Raw genomic sequence first — 22071 nt, forward strand, 5'->3', positions numbered from 1 at the left:
GAGTGAAATTTTTAGCGAGATGAGTTGTTCATTACAGAATGGAGAGGTATTGTCGAACGTCTTTTTATTGATAGGTGCACTTGTGGTTCGTTCTCAACGTTTGCTTGCTCTCATTGCTTTACTGCGGAGTCATCGATATCCGGTATCGGGGAAAGCCTTAGCTGAAAAGCTCAATGTGAGCTTGCGCACCTTGTATCGAGACATTGCGACGTTGCAAGAGCAGGGCGCGAATATCGAAGGCGAAGCTGGCGTGGGTTACGTACTTAAACCGGGTTTTCTTCTGCCGCCATTAATGTTCACTGAGGAAGAAATAGAAGCCTTGGTACTGGGTGCCCGTTGGGTGGCGCAACGTACCGATAGCCAATTAAGTGATGGTGCACAAAACGCCTTGAATAAAATTGCAGCGGTATTGCCTATCGAGTTAAAAGACATGCTCGACGATACGACTTTGCTGATCGGCCCGAGTAAAGAGTCGACCAGAGATACGGTGAATATAGCTGAAGTTCGTCAAGCGATTCGAGATGAAAAGATTCTTTCCATTGATTATCGAGATTTAAAAGGCAAACACTCTCAGCGACGGATTTGGCCATTTGCTTTGGGCTATTTTGATGAAGTGCGTGTGTTGGTTGCTTGGTGTGAATTGCGCCAAGACATTCGTAATTTTCGTACTGACCGAATTCTGTCGAGTGAGCTAATAGAAACGCGCTATGCCACGCCTCGTCCTGTCTTGCTAAAACAATGGCGAGCCACTCTGCATGAATCTAAGTCTTCCCAATAAAACCTCCGTTGTTTTCCATCACTACTGACAAGATCTGACACTCTGCTTGTTTATTCTCTCATTATCGGGCTCAAGCTTGATGAGAAGTACTAAACTTTTAATGTGAAATCTAAACAGCGAATAGGAATGTCAGTATGGATCTTTCAAATTTCACCATCTTGTATGTGAATAATGTTCAGCGCAGCGTGGATTTTTATCGCCCTTTGTTTGACCGCGAACCTGTGGAGTTAACTGAAGGATTTGCCTTGTTTGTCTCGGAAACGGGAGCCAAGTTTGGCTTATGGGCGCGAGAAGACGTATTGCCAAAAGCCAATGATGTCCCTGCGGGCAGTATGGAAGTGGCATTAACTCTTGATAACCTGATTACTTTGCAGATTAACTACATCAAATGGCGAGAGCTGGGAGTCGACATTATTCAAGAACCAACCGAAATGGATTTTGGTACGACTTTTACTGCGCTCGATCCTGACGGTCATCGTTTGCGTGTTTATACGCCTGAAAAAGCCAATAACGCCTAAGAGTCGGTGAGCAATCTGAAAAACACGGTCACTTCATAATGGCGGTGTTTTTTTTGATTGAAAGGAAACGCCAGTAGGGCTTTTTTGAAGATTATTGATCAAAATGAAATGATGGGTTAACTGGATGCATATTGATCCAGTCGATGAGCACGCCTAGACTGATTGCATCAATAAAGCCAATTCAGCGTTTTGTACGTTGGCTACTTACTCCAGTTTTACAGGTGAATGATGATGTTACCTACTTATTTTATTTCCCATGGTGGCGGCCCTTGGCCTTATATCGCTGACATGCGCGCGATGTTTTCCAATCTTGAAGCGTCTTTGGTTCGCATGACGCAAGAATTGCCTGAAAAGCCAAAAGCGATTTTGATGATCTCTGGCCATTGGGAGCGCAAAACCTTTGCTGTTCAGTCTAATCCAGCGCCAGGAATGGAATACGATTATTACGGCTTTCCTGCGCATACTTATGAAGTGACATACCAAGCTCCGGGTTCGCCAGAGGTGGCCGATCGTGTCTCTGAACTCATTAAAAGTGCAGGCTTTGCGGTGGATCTTGATGATAAAAAAGGTTTCGACCACGGTGCATTTGCGCCCATGGCTGTAATGTATCCAGAAGCGGACATGCCACTGGTTCAATTGTCACTTAAATCGAATCTAAACCCAGAAGAACACATGGCGTTAGGTCGTGCCTTGGCGCCATTGCGTGAAGAAGGCGTTTTAATTGTTGGCAGTGGTTTGAGCTTTCATAACCTAGGGTTAAGAGGCCCGCAAGCCATCAAGCCTTCGAATGGCTTTGATGCTTGGTTACAAGAAACCTTATTAGACTCTGAGCCCGCCGAGCGCAGTGCGAGTATTGTCGAATGGGACAAGGCGCCATACGCTCGTCTTTGTCATCCAAGAGAAGATCATTTGATTCCTCTTATGGTTGCCCTTGGCGCCGCTGAAAATGGCAAAGCAACTTGCGTTTATCATGATGAAGGATTGTTTGGTGGTTGGACAGCGTCTAGCTTCCGTTTCGATTAAGCGCTTTTAGGCTTTTTTGTCGTATATTTTTTGGTGGCGCGAGATCGAAAACCCGATCTTGCGCCAACTTGTTTGATACGACCTTTCATTTCAAGCATGGCGATTTTGATCTTCTTATTCGATGTCGCCAGTTTCTTTAATTGCTCGATTTCTTTTAATGCCTCAGCAAATTGCTTCTGCTTAAGTAAAATCTCAACAATTTCTTGCATGTGGTTGATGACTTCCGTGTGATCCGTGGTGAAGTTAGACAAACTGATTTCAAATGCATTTCGTGCATTGTTTAATGTCTCATCTGAATGATCTGTCTGTGCGTTGTTGCGAGTTATTCTAGTCATGAAGGCCTTGGAAGCTAGATTATAATTGGCGTCTAAAATCGAGTCGTAATACTTGTCTCGGAAGGTTGGACACATTCGCGGAAAAGGTGTGAAGGCAGCGTGGATCAAATACGATGATATCGCCAGCAGCGCCGGTCAATGTGACAGCTTTCTGTTCAATGCCATGCAGCGAACTGCCTTCTTTTATGAATCGTTGGATTCGTTGATCAGGGGAACCTTCTTGAAGCAGCTCTTGGAACCAAGGGTCTTCTTGAACAAGGGGATCTAACACCTGATCCATAGGCAATAGTGTGACGTCGTTAGGGTTTTTAAACAGACCGCTGTTCACTGATTCAAAGGCGTTTATTAATGCCTCGTTATTAGATGTCCCGAGTGTTTTGGCAAGACGCTCCGCGCGTCGATGAGACCCAGAAATGACGGTTGTTGCTCCCATGTCTGCACTTACATCATCGAGAAATACAAAAACAAATAAACTCCAAGGCTTCGCGTCTCCTACCACACTGGGTTCATCGCTGTGCCAAGATTTATGAGGGACATTCCAAACCGACTCTGAGCCTGGAAAGCTTAATAAAGAATACCAAAGATCTAATGGGCGCCAGGTGTGAGTGCCGAATACCTGATCTAAAGATGATTGGATTTCACTCTCTATCTCATCTAATTGCCCCGAGTCTTTGAGCTCTCGCATAATCGATCCCATTCCGTTTAGGCGTTTTGCCCGAGCGTCTCCGACAGGGTTGCTGGCATTGGAAAACCATGTGCTAGGATCGTCGATATTAATGCCAAACTTGCGGTTAACTTCTTGCCAAAAATGGGTTTGAACATCGGCAACCTTTTCAACATCGATGACATTGGAAAGTTTAAGGACACCCTTGTTTTGGAAATCTTCATGTTTAGGTACTGTCATCAAATTGGTGTCCTTGTCAGGGTTAGCATCGCTGTGATTTGTGTCTTAGACCCATCATACCATTAGGTGCTCTGGTAGGTATTCCTATCGCTATTTTAGCGACTGATATTGGGCAGTGTTTTTTGTAATCCACTCATTCACTTTTAGTTTGATCGATGATGGCTCCGAAAGGATTCAGTCAGCGACCTTTGGGTAATGCAAATTACAGTCATGACTTTGTAAGGCTAAGGGTGGTCAGAAAAGTACTTTGGTATGCTCGCCCATTCGAAGAATGAGGAGATAAAAATGAAAGCCACTTTACTTATTATTGTAGCCAGTCTGGTCTCGTTAACCGGTTGCGAGATAAACCGAGTGGGCGGGAAGCTTGCTGGTATTGATATAGAAGCGAAAAGCGATGAAGGTCACAAGGATAACGGATCTTCGGGTAAATTTTGTCCTCCAGGACAAGCTAAAAAAGGTGGTTGTTAGCCTTACCTCTAAACATAATCCCTATTTTTTAACGTAAACTGGCATGAATTGAAGTTGTTTCATGTCAGCTTTATAGTGAGTTTTTCCGTTTTTAACATAAATTTTCGAATATTAGACAGAGTAATTTTCTAAAGTTGTCTATGGTTAAGTCATTACCATGCAATCTACGGAGAGAACTCGCATGAACAGAAAAGATGACCGCATACAACATTTGGTTAGCTTGCTTGAAAATTTAGAAAAAGTATCGCTTCAGGATATTGCTCAAATACCGCCATCACAACAGCATATATTGGCGGAAAAAATTGAGAGCTTACAGGATGAGCTAAGAGCTTTGATGTCAGATGATGAGCAAATGACCCATTGATGTTTTTGTTAAGCCACACCATAGAAACTATTTTCTCACACAACGTCATCCTCCCATGACTCCACCCAAAAAAAGACCGGCCTAAGCCGGTCAAACGTTCAGAGAGGGTCGAGTGATATTATTCCCAAGAACGAAGTAGATCGTCATAAGAAACGGTAACGCCTTGTGGTTTCTCATTGGATAACTTCGCTTTTGGTGCGCCAGGTTGAGCTAACCAATAGGCTTCATCACGTGGTTCATTCATTTTCGGTCCACAGATCGGTTGCACGTTGGCGCGTTCTAGACGCTCCATGACTTTATCTTGTGCTGCCGCTAGGCCGTTAAGCGCTTCTTGTGGAGTGGCTTCTCCGCTTGCCGCTTGAGAAATGTACTGCCACCAAAGTTGCGCAAGTTTAGGGTAGTCTGGCACGTTGATCCCAGTTGGCGACCACTCTTTACGTGCAGGCCCTTTGTAGAATTCAACCAAACCGCCCAATTTAGGCGCGGCTTCAGCCATTTCTGGCGAGTTGATATCGGATTCACGAATAGGTGTTAAACCAACCAATGTTTTCTTCAAAGAAACGGTTTTGGCTGTGGTGAACTGAGCGTACAACCAAGCCGCTAAACGACGATCTTCTGGGGTAGAGTTCATGAAAGTCCAAGCACCTACGTCTTGATAGCCTTTCTTCATACCTTCTTCCCAGTATGGCCCAACAGGCGAAGGAGCCATGCGCCATTTTGGCGTACCGTCTTCGTTTACAACAGGTAGACCTTTGGCTGTCATGTCCGCTGTGAAGGCTGTGTACCAGAAGATTTGCTGGGCCACGGCACCTTGTGCTGGCACTGGGCCAGATTCAGAGAAGGTCATACCTTGTGCTTCTGGTGGCGCGTACTTACGTAACCAATCTACGTATTTAGTGGTCGCATAAACGGCAGCTGGGCCGTTTGTTGCGCCGCCACGAGAGACACTTGAACCAACAGGTGAACACGCATCTTTGATACGAATGCCCCATTCATCGACAGGTAGACCATTTGGAATCCCTTTGTCGCCAGCACCAGCCATGGAGAACCATGCATCAGTAAAACGCCACCCTAAAGAAGGGTCTTTTTTACCGTAATCCATATGACCGTAAACACGTTCGCCGTCGATATTTTTCACTTTGTCAGTAAAGAATTCTGCGATGTCTTCATAAGCGGACCAGTTAACGGGTACACCGAGTTCATAACCGTAGATAGATTTGAATTTTGCTTTTAGGTCTGGACGAGCAAACCAGTCAGCACGGAACCAATAAAGGTTAGCAAATTGCTGCGTTGGCAATTGATAAAGTTTGCCATCTGGCCCTGTGGTGAAATCCAAACCGATGAAGTCGGCAAGATCTAGGGTTGGTGACGTGAAATCTTTACCGTCGCCCTGCATCATGTCAGAGATAGGCACGACTTTACCGTAGCGGAAATGCGTACCGATCAAATCAGAATCGTTGACGTAGGCATCGTAAATGTTACGGCCAGACTGCATTTGTGTTTGCAGTTTTTCGACCACATCACCTTCTTGGATCAAGTCATGGTTGACCTTGATGCCGGTGATTTCTGTAAAGGCTTTAGCCAATACCTGAGATTCGTATTTGTGAGTCGTTAATGTCTCTGACGCGACATTAATTTCCATGCCGCGGAATTTTTTTGCGGCGTCGGTGAACCATTGCATTTCATCAAGCTGTTGTTGCTTGCTTAGTGTAGAAACGGTGAATTCGGTATCTACCCACTTTTTTGCTGCATCTGAGTATGCGTCAGCCCATAAGGTTGCCGAATGCATCATGACTGCAAAGGGTAAGGCGGCGAGTGCAATTTTTTTCTTATTGTAGTGCATATTTTACCTCAACAAAGTTTGGTTTTTCTTTTGGTTTTTAGGTTTGGCTTCCGTGCCAAAAATTCCATCCTTTATTACTGATAAGGACGCTGACTAGCCCCAGCGCATTAGGATAATCATCCAGAGTGCACATAGGGCGGTTGCCACCGCGATGTTCACATCCGTTAACGCAACGAATGCAAGGTGGATAAAAGCACTGCTAAGCAGGCCAATGAATAAGCGATCACCGCGCGTGGTTGCCAGTGGCAAAAAGCCACGACGCTCTACGCAAGGCGAGATCAATTGCCATGTGGTCATACCGACCAAGATCACAGCAATGCCGATAAAAAACAGGGCAGTGGGTAATGTCCAAGACATCCAAGCCATAATAATTCTCCTTACACTCGACCAAGGGCAAAGCCCTTCGCCACATGGTTACGAACGAAGTAAATGACCAGCATTCCCGGAATAATTGTCAGTACACCTGCGGCCGCGAGCAGCCCCCAATCCATCCCAGAAGCAGACACCGTTCTCGTCATAATGGCGGCAATAGGTTTTGCTTCGACTGACGTTAATGTGCGTGCGAGCAAGAGTTCTACCCAAGAGAACATAAAGCAGAAGAAGGCCGTTACACCGATACCGGAACGAATTAAAGGAATGAAAATTCGTACGAAAAATTTCGGAAACGAGTAGCCATCTATGTACGCTGTTTCGTCGATTTCACGCGGTACGCCACTCATAAAACCTTCCAGTATCCACACCGCTAATGGCACAGTGAAAATACAGTGTGCTAGCGCCACAGCGATATGGGTGTCGAACAACCCCACTGACGAATACAGTTGGAAGAAAGGCAGTAAGAAAACCGCAGGTGGTGCCATACGATTAGATAGCAGCCAGAAAAACATGTGCTTATCACCAATAAACTTATAGCGACTAAACGCATAAGCAGCAGGTAAGGCAACCAGTAGACTGATAACCATGTTCATGGATACGTAAAAGATTGAGTTTACGTAACCCATGTACCAGGTTGGATCGCCAAATATCTTGGCGTAGTTCGCCAAGGTGAAATCCGCTGGGACGAAAGATAAGCCGCTAAGAATTTCCGTATTGGTTTTAAATGACATATTAATCAGCCAATAGATTGGCAGTAATAACAGAACCAAATACAGCACCAAACCAAAGCGACCGCGAAGGTGGGCATTACGCGTCTTACGTTCAGCTTTGCTGTAAACCGGAGCTTGTTCTTTGGTGCCTGTATTGTGGCGTGTCATTGATGTTTTTAATTGCGTCATGATCCGCTCCTACTTGTCTTTTTGCATGTTCATGATGGTGGTGTAGAACACCCAACACACGAGCAAGATGATTAAGAAGTACACCAGCGAGAAGGCTGCCGCAGGGCCAAGATCAAACTGGCCGATGGCTTGCTGTACCAAGGACTGACTCAAGAAAGTTGTAGAACTGCCTGGGCCACCGCCTGTTAGTACAAAAGGCTCGGTGTAAATCATGAAGGAATCCATAAAGCGCAATAACACACCAATAATCAGTACGTTAGTAAGCTTAGGCAGCTGGATGTAGCGGAATACCGCCCAGCGAGACGCTTGGTCGATACGTGCCGCTTGATAATAGACTTCAGGAATCGCTCGTAGACCGGAATAGCACAACAAGGCAACCAATGGCGTCCAGTGCCACACGTCCATCAAGACGACAGTTAACCAAGCATCGGTCGGATCAGACGCGTAGTTGTAATCGACACCGATACTACTCATAAAGGCCCCGAACAAACCGATGTCAGCACGGCCGAAGATTTGCCAGATTGTGCCCACAACGTTCCATGGAATCAGCAGGGGAATGGCAACAAGAATCAAAGCCAAAGAGGCACCACGACCTTTTGTTGGCATCATCAAGGCAACACAAATACCCAGTGGTACTTCAATGATCAGAATGGTGAATGAGTAGATAAACTGACGTAGCAGAGCTTCATGTAAGCGGCTGTCTAGCATCACTTGTTTGAACCACTCAGTACCAACAAAGTAGCGAGTATAAGGGTCAAAAATATCCTGCACCGAATAGTTCACCACCGTCATCAATGGGATGATGGCAGAGAAAGCAACGATCAGGAAAACGGGCATAACAAGGAACCATGCCTTGTTGTTCTCGACTTTAGTTTGCATGGTCGGTCTCCTTATTCTGATCTGCTGTGTCTGGTTGACCGTCTACATCAACCAAATATTCGTCCACATAGACCTTGGTCCACTGTTCCGGAAAGCTCACATAGATTTGCCCTGAAGGGACTTTTTGGTCTTCGCTCAAACGCGCTTTCATTACTTGCCCATGGAACATGAAAGACAGAATCTTGTAGGTGCCAAGGTCTTCCACGTAATCCACATTGACAGAAAAAGCGTCGTCATTTTTGCCTTCCCAAACATGAACAAACTCAGGGCGAATGCCCAAGGTGACTTTATTAGCTCCCATGGCTTTTAAACGCGCTAACATGGCATCGCTGACGGAGATTTCATGCTCTCCAAACATCAGCGCTGCTTTTTCTTCACCGTTGCTTTTTAGTTCGGCTTCAAAAAAGTTCATGCCAGGACTGCCGATAAAGTAACCAACAAAGGTATGAGCTGGTTTTTCGAATAATTCTCGTGGCGTGCCGAATTGGACGATTTGCCCGTTGTACATGACGGCGATTTTATCGGCGAACGTCGAGGCTTCTAATTGGTCGTGGGTCACATACACCATGGTGATGTTGAACTGCTCATGGATCTGCTTTAGCTTGCGGCGCAGCTTCCATTTCAGCTGAGGATCGATAACGGTAAGTGGTTCATCAAACAGAATCGCCGACACATCGTCACGTACTAAGCCGCGTCCCATGGAGACTTTTTGTTTCTGATCCGCTGACAAACCTTTGGCTTTGCGCTTTAGCTGGTCAGACAGCTCAAGAATCTCGGCGACTTCGTAAACTTTCGACTTCACCTTGTATTCCGGCACGCCGATATTGCGCAGGGGAAAAGCCAAGTTATCAAACACTGTCATGGTGTCGTACACCACAGGAAACTGGAAAACCTGCGCGATATTACGTTCTTCGGGTTTTAATTCGTTAACGCGTTTGCCGTCAAATAAAACCTCCCCATTAGACGGTTTTAGCAGCCCAGAAATAATATTCAGTAGGGTGGATTTACCGCAGCCAGATGGACCAAGTAGAGCGAAAGCACCGCCTTGCTCCCAAACGTGAGACATTTCGCGGATGGCGTAGTCTTCTGGTTTGGTTGGATTGTCGGTATAGGTATGCGCTAAGGCATTTAAGGTTATAGAAGCCATGATTATTGATCCCTCATTCGTGCTGGGGAATGCACCATCTTGCCTTGGGCATCGAAGGCGTACAGCTTGTGCGTTGGGAAGTAGACCTTAATTTCTTGATCCACTTGGTAGGCATGAACACCAGACAGATGAAGCACTAAATCAAAGTGTGGATTGTGCACATGTAAGAAGGTTTCAGATCCACTGATCTCTGCTAAATCCACTCGGACTGGCAGTTCTAAATCATCGTCGGAATGAGGTACTAAACCGATATGAGAAGCACGCACACCAAACTGATATTCACCCGGTGTAAGACGACGCAAATCGCTGTTCAAACGGAAATGCACTGTGTCGTCGAAAGTGACTTCTTCTTCGCTGACGCGACCAGGAACCACATTGATGGGTGGTTCAGAGAACATCTCTGCAGTGATAATGTCTTTTGGCTGGTGATAAACCTCGGCGGTTGGCCCCATTTGCAGCAAACGACCTTCGTTTAAAACGGCGGTGTTGCCACCCAAAGCCAAGGCTTCGTTAGGTTCGGTTGTGGCGTAAATGGCGATGCAGTTACGGGCTTTGAACAAGGCGCGTAATTCTTGGCGTAGCTCTTCACGTAATTTGTAATCTAAGTTAACCAGAGGCTCATCGAATAAGATGATTTGCGAGTCTTTTACCAAGGCTCTTGCCATGGCAGTACGTTGTTGCTGGCCACCAGATAGTTGCAGTGGCAGACGATCAAGGTAAGGATCAATGCGGAGCATTTCAGCGGTTTCACGTACGCGACGGTCGACTTCTTTTTCATCCATTTTTGCTAAACGCAGTGGCGATGCGATGTTTTCGTAAACCGTGAGATTGGGATAATTGATGAACTGTTGGTACACCATGGAAATGTTGCGTTCACGAACAGGAACCCCTGTTACGTCCACACCATTCATGAGGATTTTTCCTTTGGTGGGTCGATCAAGACCCGCCATGAGGCGCATTAGTGTGGTTTTACCGGACAGGGTGCGTCCAAGTAAAACGTTGAAAGAGCCGGGTTCGAGAGACAGGTTTACGTCATCGATCCACGTCTCGCCTTCAACAACGCGCGATACATTCTGCAGCGTCAGAGACATTGTAAATACCTTTTTTGTTGTTATTGTTTTCTTGTGTGCACGCTTTTGGTCTTGTGCAAGGCTCAAAAATGAACACACAGCAATTTTGTCTGTATGTAATAAGTACTTACAAAAGCCGTGCCAAAAATATTTTCATGCTAATTAGGACGCTTAACATCATGAAAAATATAGGAATTATTGTCTTTTTCTATTCGTTATTCTGTTTTTCACATTCGAAAAAGTACTGTTCACGACTGTTCAAAGTGTTTAGAGTCATTCAATTAAAGTGAACATTTCATGCACACTTTGACTGTCTAGGTCGGTGTGTTGGAGTTGTAAATGCAAGACGAAGAAGAACAAAAACAACAAAAAAATGCCGCAGAATCTAAGGTTATAGACCCGAGCTCAGAAACGAATTTGACGCAAACTCACAAAGAGCGCATTCAAGCGTCTTGGTATCGTTGCGAGCAATTTGGCCTGGATCACAGCAGTCGTCCTGATTTTGCGACGCTACCAAAAGGCACCTTAAACGATTTAGTTGATCAGCATCGTAGCTTGTTGGAAACCACTGAAAACGAAGTATTGCCGTATTATGAGAACATCCTTAGCAATTCGGCTTGTATGATCGTTTTGGCGGATCGCCAAGGCCATGTTCTGAACACTTGGGGGCAACCGCGTTTTGGCAGTGCTGCACAACATGGTTTGGTGGGTGGTAACCAATGGACTGAAATGGGTGTCGGAACCAATGCCATTGGGACAGCCCTGATTACAGGTGAAGCGATCCAAGTGGGTCGGGATGAACACTTCTTACGTGCTAATCGCTTCATGGTTGGCTCTGCATCGCCTATTTACAACACCAAAAACGATTTGGTTGGCGTGTTGGATATCTCATCAGACGCGTATTTGCCACAAGATCATACCTTTGGCATGGTCAAGCTCATGTCCCTGAGTGTGGAAAATCGCCTGATATTTTCCGCTTTCCAACAGGAACATTTCATTCTCAGTTTTAATACCAATGTGGTCAGTTTGGACAGTCATTGGTCGGGCATTTTAGTGCTTGATGAAAATGGCACGATTGTCTCTGCAAATCGTCGTGCGGAAGTGGTGTTGGCGAGAGATTTAGCTCTGCTAAATATCAATCAGGTGTTTGATATCGAAATGCGTGAAATTAAGCATCATCCTTTTAGCTTACCGATGAAACTGATTGCCATGGGGCGTTATCAGTTTTACGTCAAAGTCATTCCGCCCGTACAGCAAATTATGCGCATACCAGACTTTCGTCAGCGTGCCGATTATATTGCTCCTAGCCAACCAGAAGTCATTGTTATGAATGAAAAAAATCCGCCAAAAGAAAAAATTAAAAAAGCGGAATCTCCTTCTTCTGCAGCGATTCCAGATAACGTGATTCCACTGTCCGAATTACAGCATGGTGATGATCGGGTGGAGCGTTTAGTTCGTCAGGCTCATAAGATTATGGAGAAAGACATTCCTATTCTGATTCATGGTGAAACGGGGGCTGGGAAAGAAATTTTTGTGCGCAGTTTGCACTATCATAGCTCTCGTTCTAAAGAGATGCTGGTAGCGGTAAACTGTGCCGCCATCCCCGCGGAATTGGTTGAGTCTGAACTTTTTGGTTATGAAAAAGGCGCTTTTACTGGTGCACAAAATAGAGGCTCAATTGGTCTGATTCGTCGCGCGCATCACGGTACGTTATTTCTCGATGAAATTGGTGAAATGCCCATGGCTGTGCAGTCGCGTTTATTGCGTGTTTTGCAAGAAAGAGTGGTTACGCCATTGGGTTCAACAGAAGCCTTTCCTGTGGACATTAAACTGATTTCCGCCACCAATCGCATCTTAAAAGAAGAAGTGAAAGAAGGACGTTTTCGCCAAGATTTATATTATCGAATCTCAGGGTTAAACATCGAATTACCAGCATTACGTGAACGTACCGACAAGGCTGAATTGATTCGTTATTTGCATGAACGTCTGCGAAAAGAAGAGCCCGGCCCTGCTTTATCGTCAGATATGCTTGAATTATTGGTTAGACATCCTTGGCCGGGGAACATGCGTCAACTCGCTCATGTACTGAAAGTCGGCATGGCAATGGCCGATGAGGAAGAGCTAGAAGAATGGCATTTGCCTGATGATTTTTTTGACGACCTCGATGCCATGGGGCAAGTTGATGATTCAGCATCATCAAAGGCTGCCAGCGAACAAGATGAACCGTTAGAAGACTTGATACCTAGGCTCTTAAGCGAGTTCAAAGGCAATGTCTCGCAAACCGCCAAAACCGCTGGAGTGAGCCGGAACACGGTTTATAAATACGCGAAGTTAAAAGACGAAAATGAAGAATGATTACGAGGTTAGAATGGATGAGAAAATTAACCTTATTAAGGACGTTCACATACATGATAGTTAAAAGTGTGTTTGCCATCGTTTTTGCGTGTGCATTGTCTGCTTGCAGCGTTATGAAAGATACGCCTCAGGTTAGCTTGCCTTTGTTGCACGGCTGGCATGAAGGCAAAGAAGTTCGCTACATTACTACCGATGTCTCTGATCAGGGGGTAGCAAAAGCCAAAAATGCCAATTATGCGCCTCGTTTGCGTGATGCCGTGCCAAATTATCCCAAACCGCCCCAAGTCAAAACGGTATTGGAGCGTGTGTATGCTTTTCCAAATCAAGAGCAAGCGTGGAGTGTATTTGCGTCAGTTCCTGAGCCATTAGGCTATGAAAGCCAAGATACTCATTACTCACCACTTTGGTTGATGTACGTCGTTGTATGGAAAGACCCAAGTAAGGCAACAGAGCTGAGGTCTGAAGAAGCCATTCTTACGGCTGAAGATCAGGGCTTGGTCACCATCGAACGGACCAATATTGTGCTCAATTGTCCGGTTATTCCGTTTTCCCTTGTTGATTAGAGTCCGATAAAACAACGCTCTAGCTAGGGCGTTTTCGTCTTTCCCAGTCTATTTATTCTCGAGAAAAAGTAACTGCTTTGTGCAGTGTCTATTTTTTAATCATGAATATAATTCATCATATTTAAATTAAATTCATTTTTGTTCATGTTTTTAGTTGCGTATAACAGTACTCAGAGAATAGTTAGGCCAATCGCCAACAATCAACAAACTGGCAAGTGAGAACAAGGAATAGATCCCTATTTCACTTCAGAAAATAGGATATCAGATCACCATGAATAACGATTTTACCTTTACCATTAAGAGCATTTGTTTCGATGAAAGCTACCGTCCTTCTAGCAATACTCGCATCACAACCAACTTTGCGAATTTGGCTAGGGGAGAGCGAAGACAAGAGAATTTACGTGACGCATTAAGGATGATTAACAATCGTTTTAATACCTTGGCGCATTGGGATAACGCAAAGGGAGATCGTTACACTGTTGAGCTTGAAATCATTTCAGTTGATGTCGATATTGAAGGGAAGGGTCAGTCCTTTCCAACCATTGAAATCTTGAAGACGAATATTTTTGATCATCACACTGAGCAGCGTATCGAAGGCATTGTAGGAAACAATTTCTCTTCTTATGTGCGTGATTATGACTTCAGCGTTTTGCTGCCAAACCATAACAAAGGCCAAAACGAATTTAGCATCCCTGAAAATTTTGGCGATCTGCATGGAAAACTCTTTAAAAGCTTTGTGGCATCAGACAGCTTTAAAGAAAGCTTTAGCAAACCACCTGTTATTTGTCTGAGTGTTTCAGACAACAAAACGTATCAGCGTACGGGAAATCAACACCCGGTTCTGGGGGTTGAATATCAACCAAATAGCACGTCTTTGACTGAACTCTATTTTCAGAAGATGGGTTTGCAGGTTCGATACTTTATGCCTGCCAACAGCGCTGCCCCGCTGGCGTTTTATTTTGTGGGTGACTTGCTGAACGATTACAGCAATCTTGAGCTGATTAGCACCATCAGCACGATGGAAACTTTCCAGAAAATCTACCGACCAGAAATCTACAATGCTAACGCGGTCGCTGGAAAGTGCTATCAACCCAACTTAAACAACCTCGATCACTCTCTAACGCAAATTGTTTATGACCGTGAAGAACGCAGTCAATTGGCGAGTGAGCAAGGCAAATTTGCTGAACAGCACTTTATAAAACCTCACCAAAGGCTACTTGAGCAGTGGGCTGCGAATTACGCATAAACGCTAGAATCTATGGCGACTTGGTCAATATTACATTTAATAGACGGTATTTTTATTATGACAACAGCGACGAATAACACACTTCTACCCACGTCAACAGCCGGCAGTTTGCCTAAACCCACATGGCTGGCAGAGCCAGAAACCCTTTGGTCTCCTTGGAAATTAGAAGGTGACCAATTGCTGGACGGCAAACAGGATGCGTTGCGTATTTCGCTACAAGAACAACAGCAAGCGGGTATTGATATTGTCAGTGACGGTGAACAAACGCGCCAACACTTCGTGACCACCTTTATTGAGCACCTCAGCGGTGTGGATTTTGAGAATCGCCAGACGGTGAGAATTCGTGATCGTTATGATGCGAGCGTGCCGACGGTTGTTGGCCCTGTCAGTCGCATCAAGCCTGTGTTTGTTGAAGATGCTAAGTTTCTACGTCAGCAAACCAAGCAACCGATTAAATGGGCGCTGCCAGGCCCAATGACCATGATTGATACGCTTTATGATGATCATTATAAAAGCCGCGAAAAGCTCGCGTGGGAATTTGCCAAGATTCTCAATCAAGAAGCCAAAGAGTTAGAAGCCGCTGGTGTGGATATCATCCAGTTTGATGAGCCCGCGTTTAATGTGTTTTTTGATGAGGTGAATGATTGGGGCATCGCGTGTTTAGAACGCGCCATCGAAGGCCTTAAATGCGAAACCGCAGTGCATATTTGTTATGGCTACGGCATCAAAGCCAATACGGATTGGAAAAAGACGTTGGGGTCTGAATGGCGACAATATGAAGAAGCCTTTCCTAAGCTGCAACAATCCAGCATCGATATTATTTCGCTTGAATGCCATAACTCACATGTGCCAATGGAATTGCTCGAGCTGATTCGCGGTAAAAAAGTCATGGTCGGCGCCATCGACGTGGCGAACCATGCCATTGAGACGCCAGAGGAAGTCGCTAATACTCTGCGCAAAGCCCTGCAGTTTGTCGACGCCGACAAGCTTTATCCTTGTACTAACTGTGGCATGGCGCCGTTGCCGCGTGAGGTTGCAAGAGGCAAGCTACATGCCTTAACAGCGGGTGCAGACATCATTCGAAAAGAGCTGGCTTTATTGTCGAATTAATTTCTTCGGGTGTCATTGCTCGCTGCTCGTGGCGCGAATAACTATAGTCACGATTGTCATTCCCGCGAAGGCGGGAAACCAGTGGTGTTGTCTAAATAGGGTTGTTTTTGGTGAGCATAATTGATTGATTCCTGCCTTCGCGGGAATGACGTATGTACATAGCTAGCGTTAATCCAATAAAACACCGATACCTCGCCCCTTGGGGTGGGGGCATTTTGCCTCAATCGTAAAAAAATCCCGTTTCGAATTTATATATCGAAACGGGATTTTTGATGTGTTGCTTCTAATTGTAATAATAGAATCTGGTGAATCTAAATATTCGACACAACTTTTAACATATTCAAAAACGCATCCACAGATTCTACTGCCGCTGACTCATGCATGGTGTGGTAACCAATGGTTGGGATTTGAATGGTTGTACCATCTACCAAGCCATTTGATGCGGCGATAATGCGGCCAAGCTCAGTACTACCGAGGGAGCTTGGCGGCAAACCTTGCTCAGCCCGTTTGGCGTTTTCATTTTCTACATAACGGTTCTTGTATAAATAACTGACGTTGTTTTTGACGCACAGTTCTTCAAGAAGCTTGGTGCTGTCTTTATTAAATGTGGCGTTGGCGTCTTTTTCCCTAAGTACCAGAAGCTGTTCATTGGCGGCTTCTACGTTGGGAAATGGGCTGGTATCCACCACAAACAAGCGGTTGGTTGAGCCACCAAAGCGGCGGAACCACTCAAGCAAATAGCGCCAGCTTTTTCCTGCTTCTTCCTGTGCGGTAAAAAAGGCGGTGCCTTTGAAACCATGGTCAAAAAGATGCACCAAAGCCGCGGCTGAAATCACGTTATCTAACTGGCCTTCTAAGCGATTATCAACCACATGTAATTGGTCTTTAAACGCAATGGGAGTGCCAGCGACAACGCTCTCTAAGCCTTCTGTTTCGAAAATTAAGTTGTTACGAAATTCACAAACGTATGAGCTTTTAATGGTGCCTTTGCCACGGTATACGCCAGACCAAGGTTCGTAGGCGTAGATTTCTTCATGGTTGAAACGCTCTGTAACCTTGGTCATCAACTCCTCAGAAACCGAGTTATTCAACAAATCGGTGCGATTAGCTGAAACAAACGCGGCGTATTGGAATTCGTTCGGGCCCGTACAAACCAAGCCATGACGATCAATGTGCGCAGAGAACATAGTGCTAAACGGATCGCTGCCTTGGGCAACCAACAAACCTTCGTACCAAGTGACCTTTGCCCCTCGCTCTTCCAGTTCGCGTTGTAAGACACGGAAAAATGAATGCTCTGCGCCAACCACACTGGGTGCGCGAATAAGCAGTTTGAGCAAATCGATAAAGTCATCACTAGGCATGCAAATAGATTCCAAAAAAGGGGTAAGTCGAAGCTTGTTTATAAACTGAATTGGCTTATTTACATAATATTTTTGTGTAAATAGTGCTAAGTTGTTTTCTTAAAATAAAAATATTGTCGTGTTCGTGTAAAACATCCGCTACTCTTTAATAAAGTCGAATTGAGATACCTAAGGAAGAAGCAAATGCTATTTGGTAATAATAAATTATTGACCCGAATTACTGAATTAGAGAAAGAACTTGTTTCCTTCCAAGAGACACAGGCCGACCTTAGACAAGAAATGTTGTATTTCTCTATAACACCAGACGGAAAGGTAGTCGATGCAAACTCGCTTTTCATAAAGTCCTGTGGTTTTGAAAAAGCTGAATTAATAGGTGAAAACATTAAAGGCTTTATTCTTGGCAAGTCTTTAGAAAAAGAACATTGCCAAAAAATGTTGTCTGCTATTAGCGAGAAGAAACATTGGCATGGCGCTCTACAGCTTGAAACGAAGCAGGGTAAAGAAGCCTGGTATCGGTCGATTATTCAACCGAAAAAACAGGTTGAAGATGGGCGCGTGATATTGGAAGTTTACTCAGCGGAACTGACGCGAACCATCTCTCAATCTAAAGAAGATGAAGATATGTTGGCGGCGTTGAATCGCTCTACGGCTGTAATTGAATTTAGTTTAGATGGCATCATCTTAAATGCTAACGATAATTTCTTAAAAGGCATGGGCTATTCTAATAGCCAAATTGTAGGTCAGCATCACAGAATGTTTTGTGAGCCGAAAGAAGCGGAATCTCAGGAATATAAACAGTTTTGGCAGCGCTTACGTTCAGGTGAGTTTGTTTCCGATCGATTTAAACGCATTGATAGTCACGGACATGATGTGTGGTTAGAAGCGTCTTATAACCCAATACGTGATGAAAGTGGCCAGTTATACAAAGTCGCGAAGTTTGCGACGGTTATTACCGAGCAAATGAATCGTGAGTTCGCGATTTCTGAAACTTCTGAGATCGCCTATGACATTTCTAAGAAAAGTGATGCAGACGCTGTTAAAGGTAAAAAAGTTGTTGAGTCGACGATTCAGACAATGGACGAGCTTTCAGTGCAGATGGGCAATGCGAGCCAAGGAATAATCGAGCTCAATACTCAGTCATTGAAAGTAGCCGCTTTGGTTGAAAGTATCCGTGGTATTGCCGATCAAACAAACTTGCTTGCGCTTAATGCCGCGATAGAAGCGGCACGAGCTGGTGAGCAGGGACGAGGTTTCGCGGTGGTTGCTGATGAAGTCAGGCAGCTTGCTTCTAGAACCAGCTCGGCGACAGAAGAAATCATCAGTGTGGTTGGGGACAACAAAAAGCTGACGGAGCAGGCCGTATCACTTATCAAAGAAAGTATGGAGAAGGCTCAAAAAGCCCTCGACCTTTCAACGGAAGCGGGTCATGTGATGAATGATATTCAGACAGGCTCAAGACAAGTGGTTGATGCCGTAAGCCAATTTAACAATAAGTTATAAGCGTTTTTGAAATATAGAAATAACATCAATATCCCCTAAGCTTTTACTCTTAGGGGATTTTTTTATGCTAAAAAAGCATTTGATACTGAGCCTTTAAAACAAGGCCATCTGATCACCTTCCTTTGGCGGAACCGCAAAATGACGACAATCGAGATAGCTTAATCGGTTGTCATCCAATCTATACTTGCGTCGTGCTCTGTGAAAACGTTGGTTAATTAAATCCGCAAAAATACCTTCCCCCGTCATGCGCTTGCCAAATTGGCTGTTGTAGAGCTTGCCACCGCGCATGTCCATAATGCGCTGCAAAACGTGTTCAGCTCTGTCTGGGTAATGCTGGTGGAGCCAGTCGGAAAATAAAGGCGCCACTTCGTGAGGCAAACGCAACATGATGTAATTGATGGATTGCGCGCCAACCTCCGCGCAAGCGGCGACGATTTCTTCTAGCTCGTTATCGTTGATAAAAGGAATCACCGGTGCGACAAGAACCGAAACCGGAATACCAGCTTCACGTAAGGTTTTAATCACTTGTAAACGTGTTTTTCCTGATGCCGTTCTAGGTTCCAAAATACGCTTTAAATCGTTATTGAGCGTCGTCACGCTGATCGCCACATGGATAAGCTTTTTTTCTGCCATTTGCGCGAGCAAATCTATGTCTCTGAGTATCAAGGTGCTTTTGGTTATTAGCGAGATGGGCTGATTGTGGGCCAAGGCAATTTCTAATAATTGCCGAGTGATTTTGAGTTGTTTCTCAATCGGCTGATAGGCATCAGTATTGATGCCTAATGCAATGGGTTCGCAGCGATACTTTGGGTGTGCCAGTTCTTCTTCAAACAAAAACGCTGCATTGGTTTTGGCAACCAGTTTGGTTTCAAAATCCAACCCTGGCGACAAATCTAAATACGCATGAGTTGGTCGAGCAAAGCAATACACACAACCATGTTCGCAGCCTTTATAAGGATTCACAGACATGCGAAAAGGAATGTCAGGAGAGGAATTGCGGCTGATGATGCTTTTGGCGCGTTCATGACGAACTTCTGTTTTGGGCGATGATGTTTCCAGCAAAGCAATCGCTTCGTCGTTTTCATCTACTTCAACCAGCGTAATAGCAAAGCGCCCAGCTATATTATTGGCTGTGCCGCGCCCCTTGATAGGATGATTGAAAGGCGATTTCTCGCCTTTTTGATCGCTGTTATTGGTAAAAGAAGCAGACATAAAACACTCAAAATGCTGTATATATAAACAGTATTTTGGGTGTTGAATTTTAATAAAGCAAGTTTTCTTTTGTTGGCTTATTTAGAGCGAGACGTTACGTTTTTGTCGCATCAGGAAGACAAAGGCGATGCCGCCGACTAGGCCAGTAAGAATGCCGATTGGCATGTCTTCCGGTGGCATGATGATTCTGGAAGCAATGTCAGCCGCGACGAGGAACAGAGCGCCGAATAACGCGGATAAAGGTAAGACTTTGCGGTAATCGCCACCCACCAACAAACGCACGATATGCGGCACCATCAGGCCGACAAAGCCGATGACACCGGAAAAGGCGACGGCTGCGCCAGTCAGCAGCGCGCAGACAACAATCACAATCAGGCGGAATCGCTCAACCGGAACGCCTAAGGTGCTGGCGCTTTCATCGCCAAGCGTCATGGCATTTAGATAACGGGCGTTGTAAATCAGATAGCCGGAACCTAATAAAAGCGTGACCAGTGGAAACCAAAGCTGTCCCCATTGAGCAAGCCCCAAGCCGCCGAGCATCCAGAAAATCACCGTATGAGACGAGCGGTGATCGCCCATAAAAATGAATAAATTCCCTAAGGCTGTCAGCACAAAGGCTACCGCCACGCCCGCCAGAATCAAACGTCCCGCACTGTGTGCCGAGGAAAAGTTTGCTACCGCCAAGACTAAAAACATCGCCAACAAAGCACCAAGAAAAGCAAACACGGGAACCGTCACCACGCCTAAAATCATGCCTGTATGGAGCAAGGCGATAATCGCCCCTAACGCCGCACCAGAAGACACACCCAATAAATGCGGATCCGCCAAAGGGTTACGAGTTACGGATTGCAACGCGGCGCCCACAATCGCCAAAGCCGCGCCGACCATGGCAGCGAGCAACGTTCTTGGTAACCGCACCGCCCAGATGATGTTTTCGCGTCCCATTGACCAATTAGGCAGTGTATTGGTGATCGACAGTTTATGACCGATCACGCTCCACACGGTGGATTGGCTAATGGATACGGAACCCACGCCAATTGCCACGCCCATTAATAACAGCAGTAAGATGCTGAGCATGATTAACAAAGCAGGCAAGGGAACACGTCCCATAATGGTGAGCTTTTTGTTGGCAGGCTTCATAACGCGGTTCTAAAAGCCTCGGCTAAGCGTTTGATCGCATTAATATTACGCGGGCCGGGTGTGGCTTCCACGTATTCTAAAACGACAAAATGGTTGTTTTTCACCGCCGGAATGTTTTCAAAAGCAGGGTTGCTGCGCAAGAAATTGATCTTTTGTTCTGCGGTCACATCGCCATAGTTAACGATAATAATAAAGTCTGGTGCACGATCAATGACGGCTTCCCAACCCATTTGTGTCCAGCTTTTTTGTACGTCATCGACGATGTTTTTGCCGCCTGCGGCTTCGATTAGCGCGGTTGGCATGCCATAGCGACCCGAGGTAAAGGGTTGTTCTTCACCGGAATCGTAAACGAAGACTTTTGGTGCTGTTTTTAATGGCGCTAGATTAGCTTGGAAATTCTCAAGGTCTTGTTGGTAACCTTGTATCAAGGCCTGTGCTTGTTCTTCTTTGCCAAAAATACGACCTAGGTTTAGTAAATCCACATAAAGGTCATCCATGGAAACTTTCGGTTTGTCCATGATGTGAATACAGCTTTCTGTTAACTCATACACCTTGATCCCAAGCGGTGCCAAGGTGTCAGGCGTAACGCCACCTCCAACACGCATACCATAGTTCCAGCCAGCAAAATAAAAGTCCGCGTCAGCACCCAAAAGCACTTCTTTGCTGGGGTATTTTGGCGAAAGTTCAGGTAATTCACCGATGCCATTACGCAATTTTGGGTCTAAGGTTTTCCAGCCAGACACGCCAGTAAAACCGACCATATGATCTTGCAGGCCGAGTGCTAACATCATCTCGGTCAAGTTGACGTCGTTTGATACAGCCGCTTTTGGTGCTTGATTGAAGGTAACTTGGCGGTCACAGCTTTGTACGGTGACAGGGTAATCAGAGGCACTCGCTAAGCCTGTGTGTAAAAGGCTTAACAATGCGCCACTAACGAGTAATGATGTGTGTTTGATGTTTGTAGTAACACTCGTTGTCATGAAT

The 22071-nt window shown here is 45.3% G+C and carries 22 protein-coding genes; 10 read left to right on the top strand and 12 right to left on the bottom strand.

Annotation, left to right across the window (positions count from 1 at the left end; translation table 11 throughout):
* Positions 1-49: 49 nt before the first annotated feature.
* The 3 genes from DFP75_RS08655 to DFP75_RS08665 all read left to right on the top strand — a co-directional run bounded on the left by DFP75_RS08655 (position 50) and on the right by DFP75_RS08665 (position 2319).
* On the top strand, positions 50-778 hold the full coding sequence (locus DFP75_RS08655; RefSeq protein ID WP_245927015.1) for a helix-turn-helix transcriptional regulator: 729 nt from the start codon (positions 50-52) through the stop codon (positions 776-778).
* Positions 779-912: 134 nt separating this feature from the next.
* Complete coding sequence (locus DFP75_RS08660; RefSeq protein WP_110574651.1) at positions 913-1296, top strand: VOC family protein; 384 nt, start codon at positions 913-915, stop codon at positions 1294-1296.
* A gap of 231 nt (positions 1297-1527) precedes the next feature.
* On the top strand, positions 1528-2319 hold the full coding sequence (locus DFP75_RS08665) for a DODA-type extradiol aromatic ring-opening family dioxygenase (protein WP_110574653.1): 792 nt from the start codon (positions 1528-1530) through the stop codon (positions 2317-2319).
* Here DFP75_RS08665 and DFP75_RS08670 read toward each other — a convergent pair.
* Both DFP75_RS08670 and DFP75_RS08675 read right to left on the bottom strand, forming a co-directional pair.
* Positions 2316-2654: a hypothetical protein gene (locus tag DFP75_RS08670; protein WP_110574655.1), complete on the bottom strand. Its 339-nt coding sequence runs from the start codon at positions 2652-2654 to the stop codon at positions 2316-2318. The two genes, DFP75_RS08665 and DFP75_RS08670, sit on opposite strands and share 4 nt — an antisense overlap.
* Before the next feature lie 19 nt (positions 2655-2673).
* Positions 2674-3558, bottom strand: coding sequence for a phytanoyl-CoA dioxygenase family protein (locus DFP75_RS08675; protein ID WP_110574657.1), 885 nt, complete (start codon positions 3556-3558; stop codon positions 2674-2676).
* 285 nt (positions 3559-3843) lie between these two features.
* On the opposite strand from DFP75_RS08675, the gene DFP75_RS08680 reads away from it, so the two are divergent.
* The gene (locus DFP75_RS08680; protein WP_110574659.1) at positions 3844-4026 is read left to right on the top strand and encodes a hypothetical protein; all 183 of its coding nucleotides are present in this window, start codon (positions 3844-3846) and stop codon (positions 4024-4026) included.
* A gap of 181 nt (positions 4027-4207) precedes the next feature.
* A complete protein-coding gene (locus tag DFP75_RS08685; RefSeq protein WP_110574661.1) occupies positions 4208-4390 on the top strand; it encodes a hypothetical protein in 183 nt (60 codons plus the stop codon).
* A 118-nt stretch (positions 4391-4508) separates the two neighbouring features.
* Here the strand turns inward: DFP75_RS08685 and DFP75_RS08690 are convergent, their stop codons facing one another.
* The 6 genes from DFP75_RS08690 to DFP75_RS08715 all read right to left on the bottom strand — a co-directional run bounded on the left by DFP75_RS08690 (position 4509) and on the right by DFP75_RS08715 (position 10621).
* Entirely contained in the window at positions 4509-6233 is a 1725-nt protein-coding gene (locus DFP75_RS08690; protein ID WP_110574663.1) for an ABC transporter substrate-binding protein, read from the bottom strand.
* A 93-nt stretch (positions 6234-6326) separates the two neighbouring features.
* Positions 6327-6599, bottom strand: a complete 273-nt coding sequence (locus tag DFP75_RS08695; RefSeq protein WP_110574665.1) for a DUF2160 domain-containing protein — start codon at positions 6597-6599, stop codon at positions 6327-6329.
* A gap of 11 nt (positions 6600-6610) precedes the next feature.
* Positions 6611-7504, bottom strand: coding sequence for a carbohydrate ABC transporter permease (locus DFP75_RS08700; RefSeq protein ID WP_245927016.1), 894 nt, complete (start codon positions 7502-7504; stop codon positions 6611-6613).
* 9 nt (positions 7505-7513) lie between these two features.
* On the bottom strand, positions 7514-8383 hold the full coding sequence (locus DFP75_RS08705) for a carbohydrate ABC transporter permease (protein WP_110574667.1): 870 nt from the start codon (positions 8381-8383) through the stop codon (positions 7514-7516).
* The gene (locus DFP75_RS08710; protein ID WP_110574669.1) at positions 8373-9530 is read right to left on the bottom strand and encodes an ABC transporter ATP-binding protein; all 1158 of its coding nucleotides are present in this window, start codon (positions 9528-9530) and stop codon (positions 8373-8375) included. Before DFP75_RS08710 ends, DFP75_RS08705 begins: the two co-directional genes overlap by 11 nt.
* A gap of 2 nt (positions 9531-9532) precedes the next feature.
* Positions 9533-10621, bottom strand: coding sequence for an ABC transporter ATP-binding protein (locus DFP75_RS08715; RefSeq protein WP_110574671.1), 1089 nt, complete (start codon positions 10619-10621; stop codon positions 9533-9535).
* Positions 10622-10939: 318 nt separating this feature from the next.
* Here DFP75_RS08715 and DFP75_RS08720 point away from each other — a divergent pair, with 318 nt between their 5' ends.
* The 4 genes from DFP75_RS08720 to DFP75_RS08735 all read left to right on the top strand — a co-directional run bounded on the left by DFP75_RS08720 (position 10940) and on the right by DFP75_RS08735 (position 15874).
* The gene (locus DFP75_RS08720) at positions 10940-12955 is read left to right on the top strand and encodes a sigma-54-dependent Fis family transcriptional regulator (protein ID WP_110574674.1); all 2016 of its coding nucleotides are present in this window, start codon (positions 10940-10942) and stop codon (positions 12953-12955) included.
* Between the two features lie 53 nt (positions 12956-13008).
* Entirely contained in the window at positions 13009-13518 is a 510-nt protein-coding gene (locus tag DFP75_RS08725; RefSeq protein ID WP_110574676.1) for a DUF7482 domain-containing protein, read from the top strand.
* 271 nt (positions 13519-13789) lie between these two features.
* Complete coding sequence (locus DFP75_RS08730) at positions 13790-14764, top strand: DUF1852 domain-containing protein (protein ID WP_110574678.1); 975 nt, start codon at positions 13790-13792, stop codon at positions 14762-14764.
* A gap of 57 nt (positions 14765-14821) precedes the next feature.
* Complete coding sequence (locus tag DFP75_RS08735; RefSeq protein ID WP_110575102.1) at positions 14822-15874, top strand: methionine synthase; 1053 nt, start codon at positions 14822-14824, stop codon at positions 15872-15874.
* A gap of 311 nt (positions 15875-16185) precedes the next feature.
* On the opposite strand, the gene DFP75_RS08740 is transcribed toward DFP75_RS08735, so the two are convergent.
* Complete coding sequence (locus tag DFP75_RS08740; RefSeq protein WP_110574680.1) at positions 16186-17235, bottom strand: zinc-binding metallopeptidase family protein; 1050 nt, start codon at positions 17233-17235, stop codon at positions 16186-16188.
* Between the two features lie 183 nt (positions 17236-17418).
* Between DFP75_RS08740 and DFP75_RS08745 the strand changes: the two genes are divergently transcribed.
* The gene (locus DFP75_RS08745; protein ID WP_110574683.1) at positions 17419-18735 is read left to right on the top strand and encodes a methyl-accepting chemotaxis protein; all 1317 of its coding nucleotides are present in this window, start codon (positions 17419-17421) and stop codon (positions 18733-18735) included.
* 93 nt (positions 18736-18828) lie between these two features.
* Here the strand turns inward: DFP75_RS08745 and DFP75_RS08750 are convergent, their stop codons facing one another.
* The 3 genes from DFP75_RS08750 to DFP75_RS08760 all read right to left on the bottom strand — a co-directional run bounded on the left by DFP75_RS08750 (position 18829) and on the right by DFP75_RS08760 (position 22067).
* Positions 18829-19947 (bottom strand): PA0069 family radical SAM protein, encoded by a 1119-nt coding sequence (locus DFP75_RS08750; RefSeq protein ID WP_110574685.1) that lies wholly within the window; start codon positions 19945-19947, stop codon positions 18829-18831.
* Between the two features lie 81 nt (positions 19948-20028).
* Complete coding sequence (locus DFP75_RS08755; protein ID WP_110574687.1) at positions 20029-21087, bottom strand: FecCD family ABC transporter permease; 1059 nt, start codon at positions 21085-21087, stop codon at positions 20029-20031.
* The gene (locus DFP75_RS08760) at positions 21084-22067 is read right to left on the bottom strand and encodes an ABC transporter substrate-binding protein (RefSeq protein WP_110574689.1); all 984 of its coding nucleotides are present in this window, start codon (positions 22065-22067) and stop codon (positions 21084-21086) included. Before DFP75_RS08760 ends, DFP75_RS08755 begins: the two co-directional genes overlap by 4 nt.
* Positions 22068-22071: the final 4 nt, after the last annotated feature.

This window comes from Marinomonas alcarazii, assembly GCF_003208215.1.
GTDB lineage: Bacteria > Pseudomonadota > Gammaproteobacteria > Pseudomonadales > Marinomonadaceae > Marinomonas > Marinomonas alcarazii.

Excerpts from the sequence above, each read along its gene's own strand:
- DFP75_RS08660 (WP_110574651.1), top strand. The coding sequence starts at position 913 with ATGGATCTTTCAAATTTCACCATCTTGTATGTGAATAATGTTCAGCGC.
- DFP75_RS08665 (WP_110574653.1), top strand. The coding sequence starts at position 1,528 with ATGTTACCTACTTATTTTATTTCCCATGGTGGCGGCCCTTGGCCTTAT.
- DFP75_RS08670 (WP_110574655.1), bottom strand. The coding sequence starts at position 2,654 with ATGACTAGAATAACTCGCAACAACGCACAGACAGATCATTCAGATGAG.
- DFP75_RS08675 (WP_110574657.1), bottom strand. The coding sequence starts at position 3,558 with ATGACAGTACCTAAACATGAAGATTTCCAAAACAAGGGTGTCCTTAAA.
- DFP75_RS08680 (WP_110574659.1), top strand. The coding sequence starts at position 3,844 with ATGAAAGCCACTTTACTTATTATTGTAGCCAGTCTGGTCTCGTTAACC.
- DFP75_RS08685 (WP_110574661.1), top strand. The coding sequence starts at position 4,208 with ATGAACAGAAAAGATGACCGCATACAACATTTGGTTAGCTTGCTTGAA.
- DFP75_RS08690 (WP_110574663.1), bottom strand. The coding sequence starts at position 6,233 with ATGCACTACAATAAGAAAAAAATTGCACTCGCCGCCTTACCCTTTGCA.
- DFP75_RS08695 (WP_110574665.1), bottom strand. The coding sequence starts at position 6,599 with ATGGCTTGGATGTCTTGGACATTACCCACTGCCCTGTTTTTTATCGGC.
- DFP75_RS08700 (WP_245927016.1), bottom strand. The coding sequence starts at position 7,504 with ATGACGCAATTAAAAACATCAATGACACGCCACAATACAGGCACCAAA.
- DFP75_RS08705 (WP_110574667.1), bottom strand. The coding sequence starts at position 8,383 with ATGCAAACTAAAGTCGAGAACAACAAGGCATGGTTCCTTGTTATGCCC.
- DFP75_RS08710 (WP_110574669.1), bottom strand. The coding sequence starts at position 9,530 with ATGGCTTCTATAACCTTAAATGCCTTAGCGCATACCTATACCGACAAT.
- DFP75_RS08715 (WP_110574671.1), bottom strand. The coding sequence starts at position 10,621 with ATGTCTCTGACGCTGCAGAATGTATCGCGCGTTGTTGAAGGCGAGACG.
- DFP75_RS08720 (WP_110574674.1), top strand. The coding sequence starts at position 10,940 with ATGCAAGACGAAGAAGAACAAAAACAACAAAAAAATGCCGCAGAATCT.
- DFP75_RS08725 (WP_110574676.1), top strand. The coding sequence starts at position 13,009 with ATGATAGTTAAAAGTGTGTTTGCCATCGTTTTTGCGTGTGCATTGTCT.
- DFP75_RS08730 (WP_110574678.1), top strand. The coding sequence starts at position 13,790 with ATGAATAACGATTTTACCTTTACCATTAAGAGCATTTGTTTCGATGAA.
- DFP75_RS08735 (WP_110575102.1), top strand. The coding sequence starts at position 14,822 with ATGACAACAGCGACGAATAACACACTTCTACCCACGTCAACAGCCGGC.
- DFP75_RS08740 (WP_110574680.1), bottom strand. The coding sequence starts at position 17,235 with ATGCCTAGTGATGACTTTATCGATTTGCTCAAACTGCTTATTCGCGCA.
- DFP75_RS08745 (WP_110574683.1), top strand. The coding sequence starts at position 17,419 with ATGCTATTTGGTAATAATAAATTATTGACCCGAATTACTGAATTAGAG.
- DFP75_RS08750 (WP_110574685.1), bottom strand. The coding sequence starts at position 19,947 with ATGTCTGCTTCTTTTACCAATAACAGCGATCAAAAAGGCGAGAAATCG.
- DFP75_RS08755 (WP_110574687.1), bottom strand. The coding sequence starts at position 21,087 with ATGAAGCCTGCCAACAAAAAGCTCACCATTATGGGACGTGTTCCCTTG.
- DFP75_RS08760 (WP_110574689.1), bottom strand. The coding sequence starts at position 22,067 with ATGACAACGAGTGTTACTACAAACATCAAACACACATCATTACTCGTT.